The sequence below is a fragment of the Escherichia sp. MOD1-EC5189 genome (assembly GCF_002966045.1).
GTDB lineage: Bacteria > Pseudomonadota > Gammaproteobacteria > Enterobacterales > Enterobacteriaceae > Escherichia > Escherichia coli_F.
Genome location: NZ_PTRX01000008.1, coordinates 1 through 15737, shown reverse-complemented (window position 1 = coordinate 15737; position 15737 = coordinate 1). Strand labels below are relative to the sequence as shown.

Genomic DNA, 15737 nt, shown 5'->3' with positions numbered 1-15737 from the left:
TTTAGTAAATTAAACAAAAAAATGAATACTCTCCCTGAACATTCATGTGACGTGTTGATTATCGGTAGCGGCGCAGCCGGGCTTTCACTGGCGCTACGTCTGGCTGATCGGCATCATGTCATCGTTCTAAGTAAAGGCCCAGTCACGGAAGGTTCAACATTTTATGCCCAGGGCGGAATTGCCGCCGTGTTTGATGAAACTGACAGCATTGATTCGCATGTGGAAGACACAATGATAGCCGGTGCTGGTATTTGTGATCGCCATGCAGTTGAATTTGTCGCCAGCAATGCGCGTTCCTGTGTGCAATGGTTAATCGACCAGGGGGTGTTGTTTGATACCCACGTTCAATCGAATGGCGAAGAAAGTTACCATTTGACCCGTGAAGGTGGACATAGTCACCGACGAATTCTTCATGCTGCGGACGCCACCGGTAAAGAAGTAGAAACCACACTAGTGAGCAAGGCGCAGAACCATCCGAATATTCGCGTGCTGGAGCGCAGCAACGCGGTTGATCTGATTGTCTCTGACAAAATTGGCCTGCCGGGCACGCGACGAGTTGTAGGCGCGTGGGTATGGAACCGAAATAAAGAAACGGTGGAAACCTGCCACGCAAAAGTGGTTGTGCTGGCAACCGGCGGTGCGTCGAAGGTTTATCAGTACACCACCAATCCGGATATTTCTTCTGGCGATGGCATTGCTATGGCGTGGCGCGCGGGCTGCCGGGTCGCCAATCTCGAATTTAATCAGTTTCACCCTACCGCGCTCTATCACCCACAGGCACGAAATTTCCTGTTAACGGAAGCACTGCGCGGCGAAGGTGCTTATCTCAAGCGCCCGGATGGCACGCGTTTTATGCCCGATTTCGATGAGCGCGGCGAACTGGCCCCGCGCGATATTGTCGCCCGCGCTATTGATCATGAAATGAAACGCCTCGGTGCGGATTGTATGTATCTCGACATCAGCCATAAGCCTGCCGATTTTATTCGCCAGCATTTCCCGATGATCTATGAAAAGTTGCTCGGGCTGGGGATAGATCTCACGAAAGACCCTGTGCCGATTGTGCCTGCTGCACATTATACCTGCGGTGGTGTAATGGTTGATGATCATGGGCGTACGGACGTCGAAGGTTTGTACGCCATTGGCGAAGTGAGTTATACCGGCTTACACGGCGCTAACCGCATGGCCTCAAATTCATTACTGGAGTGTCTGGTTTACGGCTGGTCGGCGGCGGAGGATATTACCAGGCGTATGCCTTATGCCCACGACGTCAGTACGTTACCGCCATGGGATGAAAGCCGCGTTGAGAACCCAGACGAGCTGGTGGTGATTCAACATAACTGGCACGAGTTACGTCTGTTTATGTGGGATTACGTTGGCATTGTGCGCACAACGAAGCGCCTGGAACGCGCCCTGCGGCGGATAACCATGCTCCAACAAGAAATAGACGAATATTACGCCCATTTCCGCGTCTCAAATAATTTGCTGGAGCTGCGTAATCTGGTACAGGTTGCCGAGTTGATTGTTCGCTGTGCGATGATGCGCAAAGAGAGCCGTGGCCTGCATTTTACGCTGGATTACCCACAGCTACTCACGCATTCCGGTCCATCGATCCTTTCCCCCAGCAATCATTACATAAACAGATAAAAAGCCTGGGTCAGCGCAGTGTACGCTTCGGAATAGCTCTGGTCTGGCCCACGAATCACTAAGCGATCGCTATAGCATTCTCCCGTCTGTGGGGAGAATGCCAGCAGCACCCGATGCGGCTGTCGCGTTTCGTTTTCCGCCACATCCGTCCGTAAACGTAAATGCCAGCCCATTCTTAATGCCAGCTCAGTAAAACCATTACCAATCTGCTCTGGCAACACCACGCAAAAAAATCCCTCTTCAGTAATGCACTCCGCCGCGCAGGTTAGCAACGATTGATGATCAAGCGTAGTGGTATAGCGTGCCTGTTCCCTCTGCGGCGTAGCGCACTCAACGCCCTGCTGATAATAAGGCGGGTTACTGATGATTAAATCAAAGCGTGCTGTCTGCTGTGTGATCCACTGCTGAATATCCGCCGGATAGACATTAATCCGCTCTGCCCACGGGGACTGGTTGATATTTTCCTGCGCCTGAGTCGCAGCTTCACTTTCCAGTTCAACGGCATCAATCATCACGCTGTCATCGGTTCGCTGCGCCAGCATTAATGCCAGCAACCCGCTACCCGCGCCGATATCAAGGCAACGTTTTACCCCAGCCACCGGTGCCCATGCGCCCAGCAAAATGCCATCCGTTCCCACTTTCATCGCACAGCGATCGTGAGCAACAAAAAACTGTTTAAAAGTAAATCCATTACGACGAAGCACGGATGTAGACTGTGACATGAAAATAAAACCTTGCAGGAAAAACGGCGATAGCACCGGGTGAGAACAATACCCGAGAAGCGATATCCATACAAACAGATGAAGATTGCAGCCGTAACGTCTATAATCAGCGCCCCACACAGAGGTAGAACATGACTGTAACGACTTTTTCCGAACTTGAACTCGACGAAAGCCTGCTGGAAGCCCTCCAGGATAAAGGTTTCACTCGCCCGACCGCCATTCAGGCTGCCGCCATTCCGCCTGCGCTCGATGGCCGTGATGTACTCGGTTCTGCGCCGACAGGCACCGGTAAAACGGCGGCGTATCTGCTGCCAGCGTTGCAGCACCTGCTCGATTTTCCCCGTAAGAAATCCGGCCCGCCGCGTATTTTGATCCTCACCCCAACTCGCGAACTGGCGATGCAGGTGGCCGATCATGCCCGCGAACTGGCGAAACATACGCATCTGGATATCGCCACCATCACCGGCGGCGTAGCCTATATGAACCACGCGGAAGTATTCAGCGAAAACCAGGATATCGTGGTTGCCACGACCGGACGTCTGCTGCAATACATAAAAGAAGAGAACTTCGATTGCCGCGCGGTTGAAACGCTGATCCTCGACGAAGCAGACCGTATGCTGGATATGGGTTTTGCTCAGGATATCGAACATATTGCAGGCGAAACGCGCTGGCGTAAACAGACCCTGCTCTTCTCGGCAACGCTTGAAGGCGATGCCATTCAGGATTTTGCCGAGCGTCTGCTTGAAGATCCGGTGGAAGTTTCTGCGAATCCATCCACCCGTGAGCGCAAAAAGATTCATCAGTGGTATTACCGCGCCGATGACCTGGAACATAAAACCGCATTACTGGTGCATCTGTTAAAACAACCGGAAGCGACCCGCTCAATTGTATTTGTGCGTAAGCGTGAGCGTGTGCATGAACTGGCAAACTGGCTGCGCGAAGCGGGCATCAACAACTGCTATCTCGAAGGTGAGATGGTACAAGGCAAGCGTAACGAAGCGATCAAGCGTCTGACCGAAGGTCGCGTAAACGTACTGGTTGCCACCGATGTTGCCGCGCGCGGTATCGACATTCCGGATGTCAGCCATGTCTTTAACTTCGATATGCCACGCAGTGGCGATACTTATTTACACCGTATCGGACGTACTGCTCGCGCTGGTCGTAAGGGAACCGCGATTTCACTGGTTGAAGCTCATGACCATCTGCTGCTGGGCAAAGTAGGCCGTTATATTGAAGAGCCAATTAAAGCTCGCGTAATTGATGAGTTACGCCCGAAAACGCGTGCGCCAAGTGAGAAGCAGACCGGCAAGCCATCGAAGAAAGTACTGGCAAAACGCGCCGAGAAGAAAAAGGCTAAAGAGAAAGAGAAGCCGCGGGTGAAAAAACGCCATCGCGACACCAAAAATATTGGTAAGCGCCGTAAACCAAGCGGAACGGGCGTGCCACCGCAAACGACAGAAGAGTGATCTTAATTCCGGGTTTAAGCCCGGAATTAAAAGTGCTGGCAAACGCAAAACTGCCTGATGCGCTACGCTTATCAGGCCTACATGGCTCATGCAATATATTGAATTTGCACGATCTTGTAGGCCGGATAAGGCGTTCACGCCGCATCCGGCATGAACAAAACGCACTTCGTCGACAAGTTAGGTGCCGGGTTTAAGCCCGGCATTATTTTTATCCCGGCAAAAAACACTCTTCAACACACTGAATAAAAGTGTGCATCGCCGGGCTAACCGCTTTCCCGGCATGGTGAGCGCACATTGCCGTAATAGTCTGCGACTGTTCGCCAAAAGGCAATTCGATTAATTCGCCACTCGCAAGTTCATTTGCCACTGCAAAGCGCGGCAGGTAACTGACCCCGATATTTGCCGCGACACAACGCTTGATGCTTTCAATGCTTATAAGCTCAATGGTGTTTTCCACCGTGATCCGTCGCTGGCGCAACGCGCTCTCAAATATCTGCCGGAAGACACATTGTGGTTCGTTGATAATAAAGCTACAGGCGTTATGTCTTCCAGGCTGAGTAAAATCGACATCTGCAATTTGCGGTGAAGCCACCAGCACCAGCGATTGTTCACCCAATTCTCGTCGATTCAGAGCATCATCATTTCCTACGCGATAAAAAACACCGACGTCGGCCTCATCATTCAGTAGAGCATCACGGATCACGTAACAGTTCAGCGACTGCAGTGATAAACGCACTTTTGGTGCACGTTGCCGAAAACGCTGCAACACCTGCGGCATTCGGTAAGAGAGCAACGTTTCGCCCGAAACAACGCGTAGTTCCCCGTCCGGTTCCGACTCTTTTTTGGCAGCCTCACGAAGCGTATCCATCACTCTGGTGAGTTCATAGATGTGCGGCAGCAACTTTTTGCCTTCGCGAGTGAGGCACATCCGTCGGCCAATTTTCTCAAACAATTGTACTGAGAACTCCTGTTCAAGCTGCTGAATATGAAAAGTCACCGTCGATTGTGTGCAACACAATTTTTGCGAAGCTCGCAAAAAGGAACCCTCTTCCACCACGGTTTTAAGCGTAATAAAACGGCGCAGATCCATAACTCCAAACCTATCGAAAATATCGAATTTAGAATGTGAAAACATTCATTTTTTTAAATGTTTCGTGTCGGGTACTGTCTACCAAAACAGAGGAGATAACAAGTGACACCGACCCTTTTAAGTGCTTTTTGGACCTACACCCTGATTACCGCCCTGACGCCAGGACCAAACAATATACTCGCTCTTAGCTCTGCCACGTCGCATGGATTTCGTCGGAGTACCCGCGTGCTGGCAGGGATGAGTCTGGGATTTTTGATTGTGATGTTACTGTGTGCAGGAATTTCATTTTCACTGGCTGTTATCGACCCGGCAGCGGTGCACCTTTTGAGTTGGGCAGGAGCAGCATATATTGTCTGGCTGGCGTGGAAAATCGCTACCAGTCCAACCAAGGAAGACGGACTTCAGGCCAAACCGATCAGCTTTTGGGCCAGCTTTGCTTTGCAGTTTGTGAACGTCAAAATTATTTTGTACGGCATTACAGCACTGTCGACATTTGTCCTGCCACAAACGCAGGCGTTAAGCTGGGTGATTGGCGTCAGCGTTTTGCTGGCAATGATTGGGACGTTTGGCAATGTGTGCTGGGCGCTGGCGGGGCATCTGTTTCAGCGATTGTTTCGCCAGTATGGTCGCCAGTTAAATATCGTGCTGGCGTTGTTGCTGGTCTATTGCGCGGTGCGCATTTTCTGTTAATGAAAAAAAGCGGAAGGGGTCGCCCTCTTCCGCTTCTGAAAAATCTGACTTAAGCCTTACAGGCTTTCAGTAAAGGTACGAGCGATAACATCGCGCTGCTGTTCCGGAGTCAGAGAGTTAAAGCGAACTGCATAACCGGATACACGGATGGTCAGCTGCGGATATTTTTCCGGATGCTTAACTGCATCTTCCAGAGTTTCACGACGCAGAACGTTTACGTTCAGGTGCTGACCACCTTCAACGCGAACTTCTGGTTTAACTTCTACTGGAACTTCACGGTATTCAATGTCACCCAGTTTGCTTACTGCAACCACTTCGTCTTCTGCAAAACCTGCTTTCGCAACGATGCAACGCGCTTCGCCTTTTTCGCTGTCCAGCAGCCAGAAAGAGTTCAGCAGATCGTCGTTAGCGGCTTTAGTAATCTGGATACCTGTAATCATGTGATGCCTCCCCGGCAAAATTATTTGATTTGTTCAGCCTGTCGCGGCCAATTGGTAAAACCATTGTTGCTTGAGTGTATATATACTCCTCAAACACCCTTGATTCTTTGATTTAAATCAATAAAAACCACATATCGAATGTGGTCACAAATGGATTTTATTGTTTTACATCAACTTATGCAGGTGTGAAATTTTACCAATTTACATTTTTTTGCATGTCTTTTTGTCTATAAAATGAGCATGATTTTGTTCTGTAGAAAGAAGCAGTTAAGCTAGGCGGATTGAAGATTCGCAGGAGAGCGAGATGGCTAACGAATTAACCTGGCATGATGTGCTGGCTGAAGAGAAGCAGCAACCCTATTTTCTTAATACCCTTCAGACCGTCGCCAGCGAGCGGCAGTCCGGCGTCACTATCTATCCACCACAAAAAGATGTCTTTAACGCCTTCCGCTTTACAGAGTTGGGTGACGTTAAAGTGGTGATCCTCGGTCAGGATCCTTATCACGGACCGGGACAGGCGCATGGTCTGGCATTTTCCGTTCGCCCCGGAATTGCGACACCGCCGTCACTGCTGAATATGTATAAAGAGCTCGAAAATACTATTCCCGGCTTCACCCGCCCTAATCATGGTTATCTTGAAAGCTGGGCGCGTCAGGGCGTTCTGCTGCTCAATACCGTCTTGACGGTTCGCGCAGGTCAGGCGCATTCCCACGCCAGCCTCGGTTGGGAGACCTTCACCGACAAAGTCATCAGCCTGATTAACCAGCACCGCGAAGGCGTGGTGTTTTTGTTGTGGGGATCACATGCGCAAAAGAAAGGGGCGATTATAGATAAGCAACGCCACCACGTACTGAAAGCGCCGCATCCATCGCCGCTTTCTGCACATCGTGGATTCTTTGGCTGCAATCATTTTGTGCTGGCAAATCAGTGGCTGGAACAACGTGGCGAGAAACCGATTGACTGGATGCCAGTATTACCGGCAGAGAGTGAGTAAATTTGAGGGAAAACGCCGGATGGCAGAATTGCCACCCGGCTGATTTATCAGGCTTTGTTCTGACGCCACCATTCGCCAAGCAAAACGCCGGTTGCAACAGAGATATTCAGCCCGGCAACATTCCCAGTTCCGTCAATCTTCACGCGCAAATCGTTCGGATCGCGTGCGGCATCCGGTAACCCTTCATATTCCTGACCCAGCACCAGCACCATTTTCTCTGGCAGACTGGTTTTGAACAGCGGTTTACCCTGCTCGCTGGAGGTGGTCACTACGGTGTAACCCGCCTGGCGGAAGTCATCCAGCACGTTAACAATGTTGTCGCCAGTAATCGGCTGGACATGCTCTGCACCGCCTTCTGCGGTACGGATAGCCGCACCGGATTCCAGCAACGCCGCATCCTGCACCACAACGCCTTTCACGCCGAAGTGCGCGCAACTGCGCATCATGCCACCCAGGTTATGCGGGTTAGATTCGTTTTCCAGTGCCAGTACACAATCCTGCGCACCTGCCTGACTTACCCACTGCTGCACGGTTGTACCGTTACGCTTTTTGATCAGGAAGCAAACGCCGCCGTGATGTTCCGTGCCTGACGCTTTGGTCAGTTCCGCTTCATCCACCACATGATACGCTTTGCGGTTTGCCGCCATCCAGCGCAATGCTTCTTTAAAACGTGGCGTTACGCTCTGAATAAACCAGGCGCGAACAATCGCTTCGGGGCGGCTCTGGAACAGTGCCTGACAGGCGTTTTCGCCGTAGACGCGGGTTTCTTCCGCACGCTGACGACGCAACACTTCCGGATCAATAAAACTTTTACCACTGATGCCACCGTGATCGGCCTTTTCCGGCGTCTCATCACCCGGCGCGCGGGAAACCGTGCGCCACGGAGACTCTTCCCACTTGCGGTCACGGGGCTGACTTTGTTTGTCATCGCGGGCGGGGCGACGGCCACCGTCGGCACGAGATTTTCCTGGACGCCCGCCCCCTTTCCCGGTACGCGGGTTATGGGTACGTTTATCAGAATCATCATCACTGCGGACATACATCACTTTGACCTTGCCGCTTTTACCTTTCATCTCATCGTTCATGCTTTTCTCCACCAGCGCTGCGCGAAGCGCGCAGATTACCCGAAGTGCGCGCGGTTCGCCATGATTTCGTACCAAAGCCTGCGACTATCATACCTATTGAATAAAACAGATTGTTGTCTGGAACAATGTCCCCGATAATATGTAACATATTAGAAACATACCGGCGTCGTTGCCGATAAGTCTCCTTACTCATCCCGAGGTTAGTTATGAATACCGTTTGTACCCATTGTCAGGCCATCAATCGCATTCCCGACGATCGGATCGAAGATGCGGCAAAATGCGGACGCTGCGGTCACGACTTGTTTGACGGAGAGGTGATTAATGCGACCGGTGAAACGCTCGACAAATTGCTGAAAGATGATCTGCCTGTGGTGATCGACTTCTGGGCGCCGTGGTGCGGCCCCTGCCGTAATTTCGCACCAATTTTTGAAGATGTTGCGCAAGAGCGTAGCGGTAAAGTGCGCTTTGTGAAAGTGAATACCGAAGCTGAACGTGAATTAAGCAGCCGCTTTGGTATTCGTAGCATTCCGACAATCATGATTTTCAAAAACGGTCAGGTTGTCGACATGCTTAATGGCGCAGTACCAAAAGCACCTTTCGATAGCTGGCTGAACGAATCGCTTTAATCTTGTCGGGGTGCATCTTGTGCCCCGTTTTCTCCTCTGCGACAATGGCGTTTTTTCGACGCTCTCTTATGACCGAAAACGCTGTTCTCCAGTTACGCGCCGAGCGTATTGCGCGCGCAACACGTCCTTTTCTTGCCCGCGGTAATCGCGTTCGTCGCTGCCAACGCTGTCTTTTGCCAGAGAAATTATGTCTCTGTTCGACAATTACTCCAGCGGAAGCTAAAAGTCGCTTTTGTTTGCTGATGTTCGACACCGAGCCAATGAAGCCCAGTAACACCGGGCGTCTGATTGCCGATATCTTGCCAAATACCGTCGCGTTTCAATGGTCCCGTACCGAACCCTCGCAGGATTTGCTGGCTCTGGTACAAAACCCGGATTATCAGCCAATGGTGGTCTTTCCCGCCTCGTATGCTGATGAGCAACGGGAAGTGATTTTTACACCACCTGCTGGTAAGCCACCGCTGTTTATCATGCTCGATGGTACCTGGCCGGAAGCTCGCAAGATGTTTCGTAAAAGTCCGTATCTGGATAATCTTCCCGTCATTTCCGTCGATCTTTCCCGGCTATCTGCCTATCGCCTGCGTGAAGCCCAGGCTGAAGGCCAATACTGCACTGCCGAAGTTGCCATCGCACTGTTAGATATGGCCGGCGATACCGGAGCGGCGGCAGGTCTAGGCGAGTATTTCACCCGCTTTAAAACACGCTATCTAGCAGGAAAAACGCAACATCTGGGTAGCATCACAGCAGAACAGTTAGAAAGCGTTTAAAATCATTCGGTCACTTCTGCGGGAGACCGATATGAGTCAGCGAGGACTGGAAGCACTACTGCGACCAAAATCGATTGCGGTAATTGGCGCATCGATGAAACCCAATCGCGCAGGTTACCTGATGATGCGTAACCTGCTGGCGGGGGGATTTAACGGGCCGGTACTCCCGGTGACGCCTGCCTGGAAAGCGGTGTTGGGTGTGTTGGCCTGGCCGGATATTGCCAGCCTGCCCTTTACACCCGATCTTGCGGTTTTATGTACCAATGCCAGCCGCAATCTTACTCTTCTGGAAGAGCTCGGCGAGAAAGGCTGTAAAACCTGCATTATTCTTTCCGCCCCGGCATCGCAACACGAAGATCTCCGCGCCTGCGCCCTGCGCCATAACATGCGTCTGCTGGGGCCAAACAGTCTGGGATTACTGGCCCCCTGGCAAGGCCTGAATGCCAGCTTTTCGCCTGTACCGATTAAACGCGGCAAACTGGCGTTTATTTCGCAGTCTGCCGCCGTCTCCAATACCATCCTCGACTGGGCACAACAGCGGGAAATGGGCTTTTCCTACTTTATTGCTCTCGGCGACAGTCTGGATATCGACGTTGATGAATTGCTCGATTATCTGGCGCGCGACAGCAAAACCAGTGCAATCCTGCTCTACCTCGAACAATTAAGTGATGCGCGACGTTTTGTTTCGGCTGCACGTAGCGCCTCACGTAATAAACCGATTCTGGTAATTAAAAGCGGACGTAGCCCGGCGGCGCAACGACTACTGAACACCACGGCAGGAATGGATCCTGCTTGGGATGCAGCTATTCAGCGCGCCGGTTTGTTGCGAGTGCAGGATACCCACGAGCTGTTTTCGGCAGTCGAAACCCTTAGCCATATGCGCCCGCTACGTGGAGAGCGGCTGATGATTATCAGCAACGGTGCAGCACCTGCCGCACTGGCGCTGGATGCCTTATGGTCACGCAATGGCAAGCTGGCTACGCTCAGTGAAGAAACCTGCCAGAAATTGCGCGATGCACTGCCAGAACATGTGGCAATCTCTAACCCACTCGATCTTCGCGATGACGCCAGCAGTGAGCATTATATTAAAACGCTGGATATTCTGCTCCACAGTCAGGATTTTGATGCGCTGATGGTTATTCATTCGCCCAGCGCCGCTGCTCCCGCAACAGAAAGCGCACATGCATTAATTGAAGCGGTAAAGCATCATCCCCGCAGCAAGTATGTTTCTCTGCTGACGAACTGGTGCGGCGAGCACTCCTCGCAAGAGGCACGACGTTTATTCAGCGAAGCCGGGCTGCCGACCTACCGCACCCCGGAAGGAACCATCACCGCTTTTATGCATATGGTGGAATACCGGCGTAATCAGAAGCAACTACGCGAAACGCCGGCGTTGCCCAGCAATCTGACCTCTAATACCGCAGAAGCGCATCTTCTGTTGCAACAGGCCATTGTCGAAGGGGCAACGTCGTTCGATACCCATGAAGTTCAGCCTATCCTGCAAGCGTACGGCATGAACACACTTCCCACCTGGATTGCCACTGACAGCACCGAGGCTGTGCATATTGCCGAACAGATTGGTTATCCGGTGGCACTAAAATTACGCTCGCCGGATATTCCACATAAATCAGAAGTTCAGGGCGTCATGCTCTACTTGCGTACAGCCAATGAAGTCCAGCAAGCCGCAAATGCTATTTTCGATCGCGTAAAAATGGCCTGGCCGCAGGCGCGTATCCACGGCCTGCTGGTACAAAGTATGGCTAACCGTGCTGGCGCTCAGGAGTTGCGAGTAGTGGTTGAGCACGATCCGGTTTTCGGACCGTTGATCATGCTGGGCGAAGGCGGTGTGGAGTGGCGTCCTGAAGATCAAGCCGTCGTCGCACTACCGCCGCTGAACATGAACCTGGCACGTTATCTGGTCATTCAGGGGATCAAAAGTAAAAAGATTCGTGCGCGTAGTGCGCTACGCCCGCTGGATGTGGCGGGATTAAGCCAGTTACTGGTGCAGGTTTCTAACTTGATTGTCGATTGTCCGGAGATTCAGAGGCTGGATATTCATCCTTTGCTGGCTTCCGGCAATGAATTTACCGCACTTGATGTCACGCTGGATATCGCGCCGTTTGAAGGCGATAACGAGAGTCGCCTGGCTGTGCGCCCTTATCCGCATCAGCTGGAAGAATGGGTAGAATTGAAAAACGGTGAACGCTGCTTGTTCCGCCCGATTTTGCCAGAAGATGAGCCACAGCTTCAGCAATTCATTTCGCGAGTCACCAAAGAAGATCTTTATTACCGCTACTTTAGCGAGATCAACGAATTTACCCATGAAGATTTAGCCAACATGACGCAGATCGACTACGATCGGGAAATGGCTTTTGTGGCGGTACGACGTATTGATCAAACAGAAGAGATCCTCGGCGTCACGCGTGCGATCTCCGATCCTGATAACATCGATGCCGAATTTGCCGTGCTGGTTCGCTCGGATCTCAAAGGGTTAGGCTTAGGTCGACGCTTAATGGAAAAGTTGATTACCTATACGCGAGATCACGGACTGCAACGTCTGAATGGTATTACGATGCCAAACAATCGTGGCATGGTGGCGCTGGCCCGCAAGCTCGGGTTTAACGTTGATATCCAGCTCGAAGAGGGGATCGTTGGGCTTACGCTAAATCTTGCCCAGCGCGAGGAATCATGAGTAAGGTACTGGAAATGTTGACCACTTAATCGGGACTGGTGTTATTATTGCCCGCTTATGTCGTCTGCATTGCACAGAGGACCCTTCAATGAACAGAGAAGAAATGCACTGTGATGTTGTCAAAATTTAAGCGTAATAAACATCAACAACACCTTGCCCAACTACCCAAGATTTCTCAATCAGTTGATGATGTCGATTTCTTTTACGCTCCCGCCGACTTCCGGGAGACGCTGCTGGAAAAAATAGCCAGCGCGAAGCAGCGCATTTGCATTGTCGCCCTGTATCTCGAACAGGATGACGGTGGCAAAGGCATTCTGAACGCGTTGTATGAGGCTAAACGGCAGCGTCCGGAACTGGATGTACGGGTGCTGGTCGACTGGCATCGTGCACAACGTGGACGCATTGGCGCTGCGGCATCTAACACTAACGCTGACTGGTACTGCCGCATGGCACAGGAAAATCCGGGCGTAGATGTTCCAGTTTATGGCGTTCCAATCAATACCCGTGAGGCCCTTGGTGTTCTGCACTTTAAAGGCTTTATCATCGACGATAGCGTACTTTATAGCGGTGCCAGCCTGAACGATGTTTACCTGCATCAGCACGATAAATATCGCTACGACCGTTATCATCTGATCCGTAACCGTAAGATGTCAGACATTATGTTTGAATGGGTTACACAGAATATTATGAATGGCCGCGGCGTTAATCGTCTGGATGATGTTAATCGGCCAAAAAGCCCGGAAATCAAGAACGATATTCGTCTGTTCCGCCAGGAGCTGCGTGATGCCGCTTATCATTTCCAGGGCGATGCTGACAACGATCAGCTTTCCGTAACGCCGTTGGTAGGTCTGGGGAAATCGAGTCTGTTGAACAAGACCATTTTCCACCTTATGCCTTGTGCCGAGCAGAAACTAACCATCTGTACGCCATACTTCAACCTGCCAGCAATCCTTGTGCGCAATATCATCCAGTTGCTGCGCGAAGGGAAAAAGGTCGAAATTATTGTTGGTGATAAAACCGCGAATGACTTCTACATTCCGGAAGATGAACCTTTCAAGATAATTGGCGCATTGCCTTATCTCTATGAGATCAATCTGCGTCGTTTCCTGAGCCGTTTACAGTATTACGTCAACACTGACCAGTTAGTGGTTCGGTTATGGAAAGACGACGACAACACCTATCACCTGAAAGGGATGTGGGTTGATGATAAGTGGATGCTGATCACCGGCAATAACCTGAACCCACGCGCCTGGCGTCTGGATCTGGAAAACGCCATTTTGATTCACGATCCGCAACTGGAGCTTGCGCCACAGCGAGAGAAAGAACTGGAGCTGATCCGCGAGCATACCACCATCGTTAAGCACTATCGCGATCTGCAAAGTATTGCCGATTATCCGGTGAAGGTTCGTAAACTCATTCGCCGTTTGCGCCGTATCCGCATCGACCGATTAATTAGCCGCATCCTGTAATCACAACCCCGTCCTGTACGGGGTTTGTTTTTGGAGGCCACGTTTTGCGTATTCTTTTTGTCTGTTCGCTATTGTTACTTTCTGGATGCAGCCATATGGCTAACGATAGCTGGAGCGGGCAGGATAAAGCTCAACACTTTATCGCCTCGGCGATGCTTTCCGCTGCCGGAAATGAATATTCACAGCATCAGGGGATGAGTCGCGATCGCAGTGCCACTTTCGGGCTGATGTTCTCTGTTGGGCTGGGCGCGTCAAAAGAACTTTGGGATAGCCGCCCCGAGGGGAGCGGCTGGAGCTGGAAAGATTTTACCTGGGATGTCGCCGGTGCAACTACTGGCTATACCGTCTGGCAACTGGCGCATCACTAAAGACGCATCCCTTTTCCTTTACGGTGCAATGTTAGTGAAACCAGAAACGCCACCACGGCCATCAAGGTCACATACCAGAAGAAGGCTGTTTCCATTCCTATTGATTTCAGTGACAACGCTACGTACTCCGCCGAACCACCAAATATAGCATTGGCGACCGCATATGACAGACCAACGCCTAATGCGCGAACCTGTGCCGGGAACATCTCAGCCTTCAGTATTCCACTGATTGAAGTATAAAAACTCACTATCAGCAGGGCGCACATCACTAGACCAAAAGCGGCATAAGGCGAAGAAACGTTCTGCAATGCTGAGAGAATAGGAACGGTAAAAATGGTTGCCAGAGAACCGAAACATAACATTGAGGTACGACGACCAATCTTATCCGACAGCGCGCCAATAAGTGGTTGAATAAGCATGAATACAAACAATGCGGCAGTCATAATGCCACTCGCCACGTTGGCATGCATTCCCGCAGTATTTACCAGATACTTCTGCATATAAGTGGTGAAGGTATAGAAACAAAGGGAGCCCGCAGCGGTAAAACCGAGAACCATGATGAATGCACGGCGATTGCGCCATAATCCTTTCAGAGATCCAGCTTCTTTTAAAGCGCGTGTTTCTTGTTGTGAAGTTTCATCTAACTGACGACGTAACCACAACGCCACAACAGCTAACACAGCTCCTAACGCGAAAGGAATACGCCATCCCCACTCTCTGAGTGCAGCGTCTTCCATGGTGTGTTGTAAAACCACGACAACCAGTAGAGCTAGCAGTTGCCCGCCGATCAACGTCACATACTGAAATGATGCGTAAAAACCTTTGCGCCCTTCAACGGCAACTTCACTCATATAGGTGGCGCTGGTGCCATATTCTCCGCCAACGGATAATCCCTGGAATAAACGAGCGAGAAGCAATAATGCCGGAGCCCAGGTACCGATTGTTTCGTAGCCTGGCAAACAGGCGATAACCAGTGAGCCGAAACACATCATACACACCGATAATAGCATCGATTTTTTGCGACCATGTTTATCGGCTATGCGGCCAAATAGCCAACCGCCTATTGGGCGCATCAGGAATCCAGCAGCAAAAACACCTGCTGTTTGTAGTAGTTGAGTCGTCGTGTTCCCGGAAGGGAAGAAGATGTGAGCGAAGTAGAGTGAACAGAACGAGTAGACATAGAAATCGAACCACTCGACCAGATTACCTGAAGAGGCCCCCACAATTGCCCAAATGCGGCGACGAGTATCACTACTTGTCAGTTTGCTGTCTGCCGTTACAGTACTTTCAGTCATGCCATTATGTCTCCTGCCGTAATCCGATGCTTTATCGGTTATCGTTATTTTTTAGCAAAGAAAATGTTATACATTTGTTGCATGTAATTATGCAACCTTAACCATGAATTTAGTTAGCAGGGGAATAGTTATTGAGGATCTTCAGTATAGAATTCAGGTATGGAGGACGTATAGAAGTGGGCAAGTTGGGGAAGCCGTATTCGCTGTTGAATCTGGCTTATGTGGGAGCGTAGGACGGATAAGATGCAGCCAGCGTCGCATCCGGCATTTTTTCCGCACCAGCGCAAAAAGGCCATCCTGACGGATGGCCTTCTGCTTAATTTGATGCCTGGCAGTTCCCTACTCTCGCATGGGGAGACCCCACACTACCATCGGCGCTACGGCGTTTC

14 protein-coding genes are annotated in these 15737 nt (G+C 51.0%); 9 read left to right on the top strand and 5 right to left on the bottom strand.

Annotated features, from left to right (window positions below; all coding sequences use genetic code 11):
- The first annotated feature begins 21 nt into the window (after positions 1 to 21).
- On the top strand, positions 22 to 1644 hold the full coding sequence (gene nadB / locus ATB02_RS08955; RefSeq protein ID WP_105271493.1) for an L-aspartate oxidase: 1623 nt from the start codon (positions 22 to 24) through the stop codon (positions 1642 to 1644).
- Here the strand turns inward: nadB and trmN are convergent.
- Positions 1629 to 2366 (bottom strand): tRNA(1)(Val) (adenine(37)-N(6))-methyltransferase TrmN, encoded by a 738-nt coding sequence (trmN, locus tag ATB02_RS08950; RefSeq protein WP_105271435.1) that lies wholly within the window; start codon positions 2364 to 2366, stop codon positions 1629 to 1631. The genes nadB and trmN overlap by 16 nt on opposite strands.
- 131 nt (positions 2367 to 2497) lie before the next feature.
- Here trmN and srmB point away from each other — a divergent pair, with 131 nt between their 5' ends.
- Positions 2498 to 3832 carry an ATP-dependent RNA helicase SrmB gene (srmB, locus tag ATB02_RS08945; RefSeq protein ID WP_000219193.1) on the top strand — a complete coding sequence of 445 codons (1335 nt, stop codon included), beginning with the start codon at positions 2498 to 2500 and terminating at the stop codon, positions 3830 to 3832.
- Between the two features lie 208 nt (positions 3833 to 4040).
- Here the strand turns inward: srmB and ATB02_RS08940 are convergent, their stop codons facing one another.
- Positions 4041 to 4922: a LysR family transcriptional regulator gene (locus ATB02_RS08940; RefSeq protein ID WP_105271434.1), complete on the bottom strand. Its 882-nt coding sequence runs from the start codon at positions 4920 to 4922 to the stop codon at positions 4041 to 4043.
- Positions 4923 to 5024: 102 nt separating this feature from the next.
- On the opposite strand from ATB02_RS08940, the gene eamB reads away from it, so the two are divergent.
- Complete coding sequence (eamB, locus tag ATB02_RS08935) at positions 5025 to 5612, top strand: cysteine/O-acetylserine transporter (protein ID WP_032303583.1); 588 nt, start codon at positions 5025 to 5027, stop codon at positions 5610 to 5612.
- A gap of 56 nt (positions 5613 to 5668) precedes the next feature.
- On the opposite strand, the gene grcA is transcribed toward eamB, so the two are convergent.
- A complete protein-coding gene (gene grcA, locus ATB02_RS08930; protein ID WP_000627804.1) occupies positions 5669 to 6052 on the bottom strand; it encodes an autonomous glycyl radical cofactor GrcA in 384 nt (127 codons plus the stop codon).
- Positions 6053 to 6356: 304 nt separating this feature from the next.
- Here grcA and ung point away from each other — a divergent pair, with 304 nt between their 5' ends.
- Complete coding sequence (ung, locus tag ATB02_RS08925) at positions 6357 to 7046, top strand: uracil-DNA glycosylase (RefSeq protein WP_001262721.1); 690 nt, start codon at positions 6357 to 6359, stop codon at positions 7044 to 7046.
- 47 nt (positions 7047 to 7093) lie between these two features.
- On the opposite strand, the gene ATB02_RS08920 is transcribed toward ung, so the two are convergent.
- The gene (locus ATB02_RS08920) at positions 7094 to 8131 is read right to left on the bottom strand and encodes a tRNA/rRNA methyltransferase (RefSeq protein WP_000997419.1); all 1038 of its coding nucleotides are present in this window, start codon (positions 8129 to 8131) and stop codon (positions 7094 to 7096) included.
- A 206-nt stretch (positions 8132 to 8337) separates the two neighbouring features.
- Between ATB02_RS08920 and trxC the strand changes: the two genes are divergently transcribed.
- The 5 genes from trxC (at position 8338) to ATB02_RS08890 (ending at position 14053) form a co-directional block, all read left to right on the top strand.
- Positions 8338 to 8757, top strand: coding sequence for a thioredoxin TrxC (trxC, locus tag ATB02_RS08910; protein WP_001098726.1), 420 nt, complete (start codon positions 8338 to 8340; stop codon positions 8755 to 8757).
- Positions 8758 to 8825: 68 nt separating this feature from the next.
- Positions 8826 to 9524, top strand: coding sequence for a tRNA-uridine aminocarboxypropyltransferase (gene tapT / locus ATB02_RS08905; protein ID WP_032184923.1), 699 nt, complete (start codon positions 8826 to 8828; stop codon positions 9522 to 9524).
- 31 nt (positions 9525 to 9555) lie between these two features.
- On the top strand, positions 9556 to 12216 hold the full coding sequence (gene patZ, locus ATB02_RS08900) for a peptidyl-lysine N-acetyltransferase PatZ (RefSeq protein WP_105271433.1): 2661 nt from the start codon (positions 9556 to 9558) through the stop codon (positions 12214 to 12216).
- 113 nt (positions 12217 to 12329) lie between these two features.
- Complete coding sequence (gene pssA / locus ATB02_RS08895; protein ID WP_000949265.1) at positions 12330 to 13685, top strand: CDP-diacylglycerol--serine O-phosphatidyltransferase; 1356 nt, start codon at positions 12330 to 12332, stop codon at positions 13683 to 13685.
- A gap of 44 nt (positions 13686 to 13729) precedes the next feature.
- Complete coding sequence (locus ATB02_RS08890) at positions 13730 to 14053, top strand: YfiM family lipoprotein (protein ID WP_072004035.1); 324 nt, start codon at positions 13730 to 13732, stop codon at positions 14051 to 14053.
- Here the strand turns inward: ATB02_RS08890 and kgtP are convergent.
- A complete protein-coding gene (gene kgtP / locus ATB02_RS08885; protein ID WP_105271432.1) occupies positions 14050 to 15348 on the bottom strand; it encodes an alpha-ketoglutarate permease in 1299 nt (432 codons plus the stop codon). The two genes, ATB02_RS08890 and kgtP, sit on opposite strands and share 4 nt — an antisense overlap.
- Positions 15349 to 15737 lie beyond the last annotated feature (389 nt).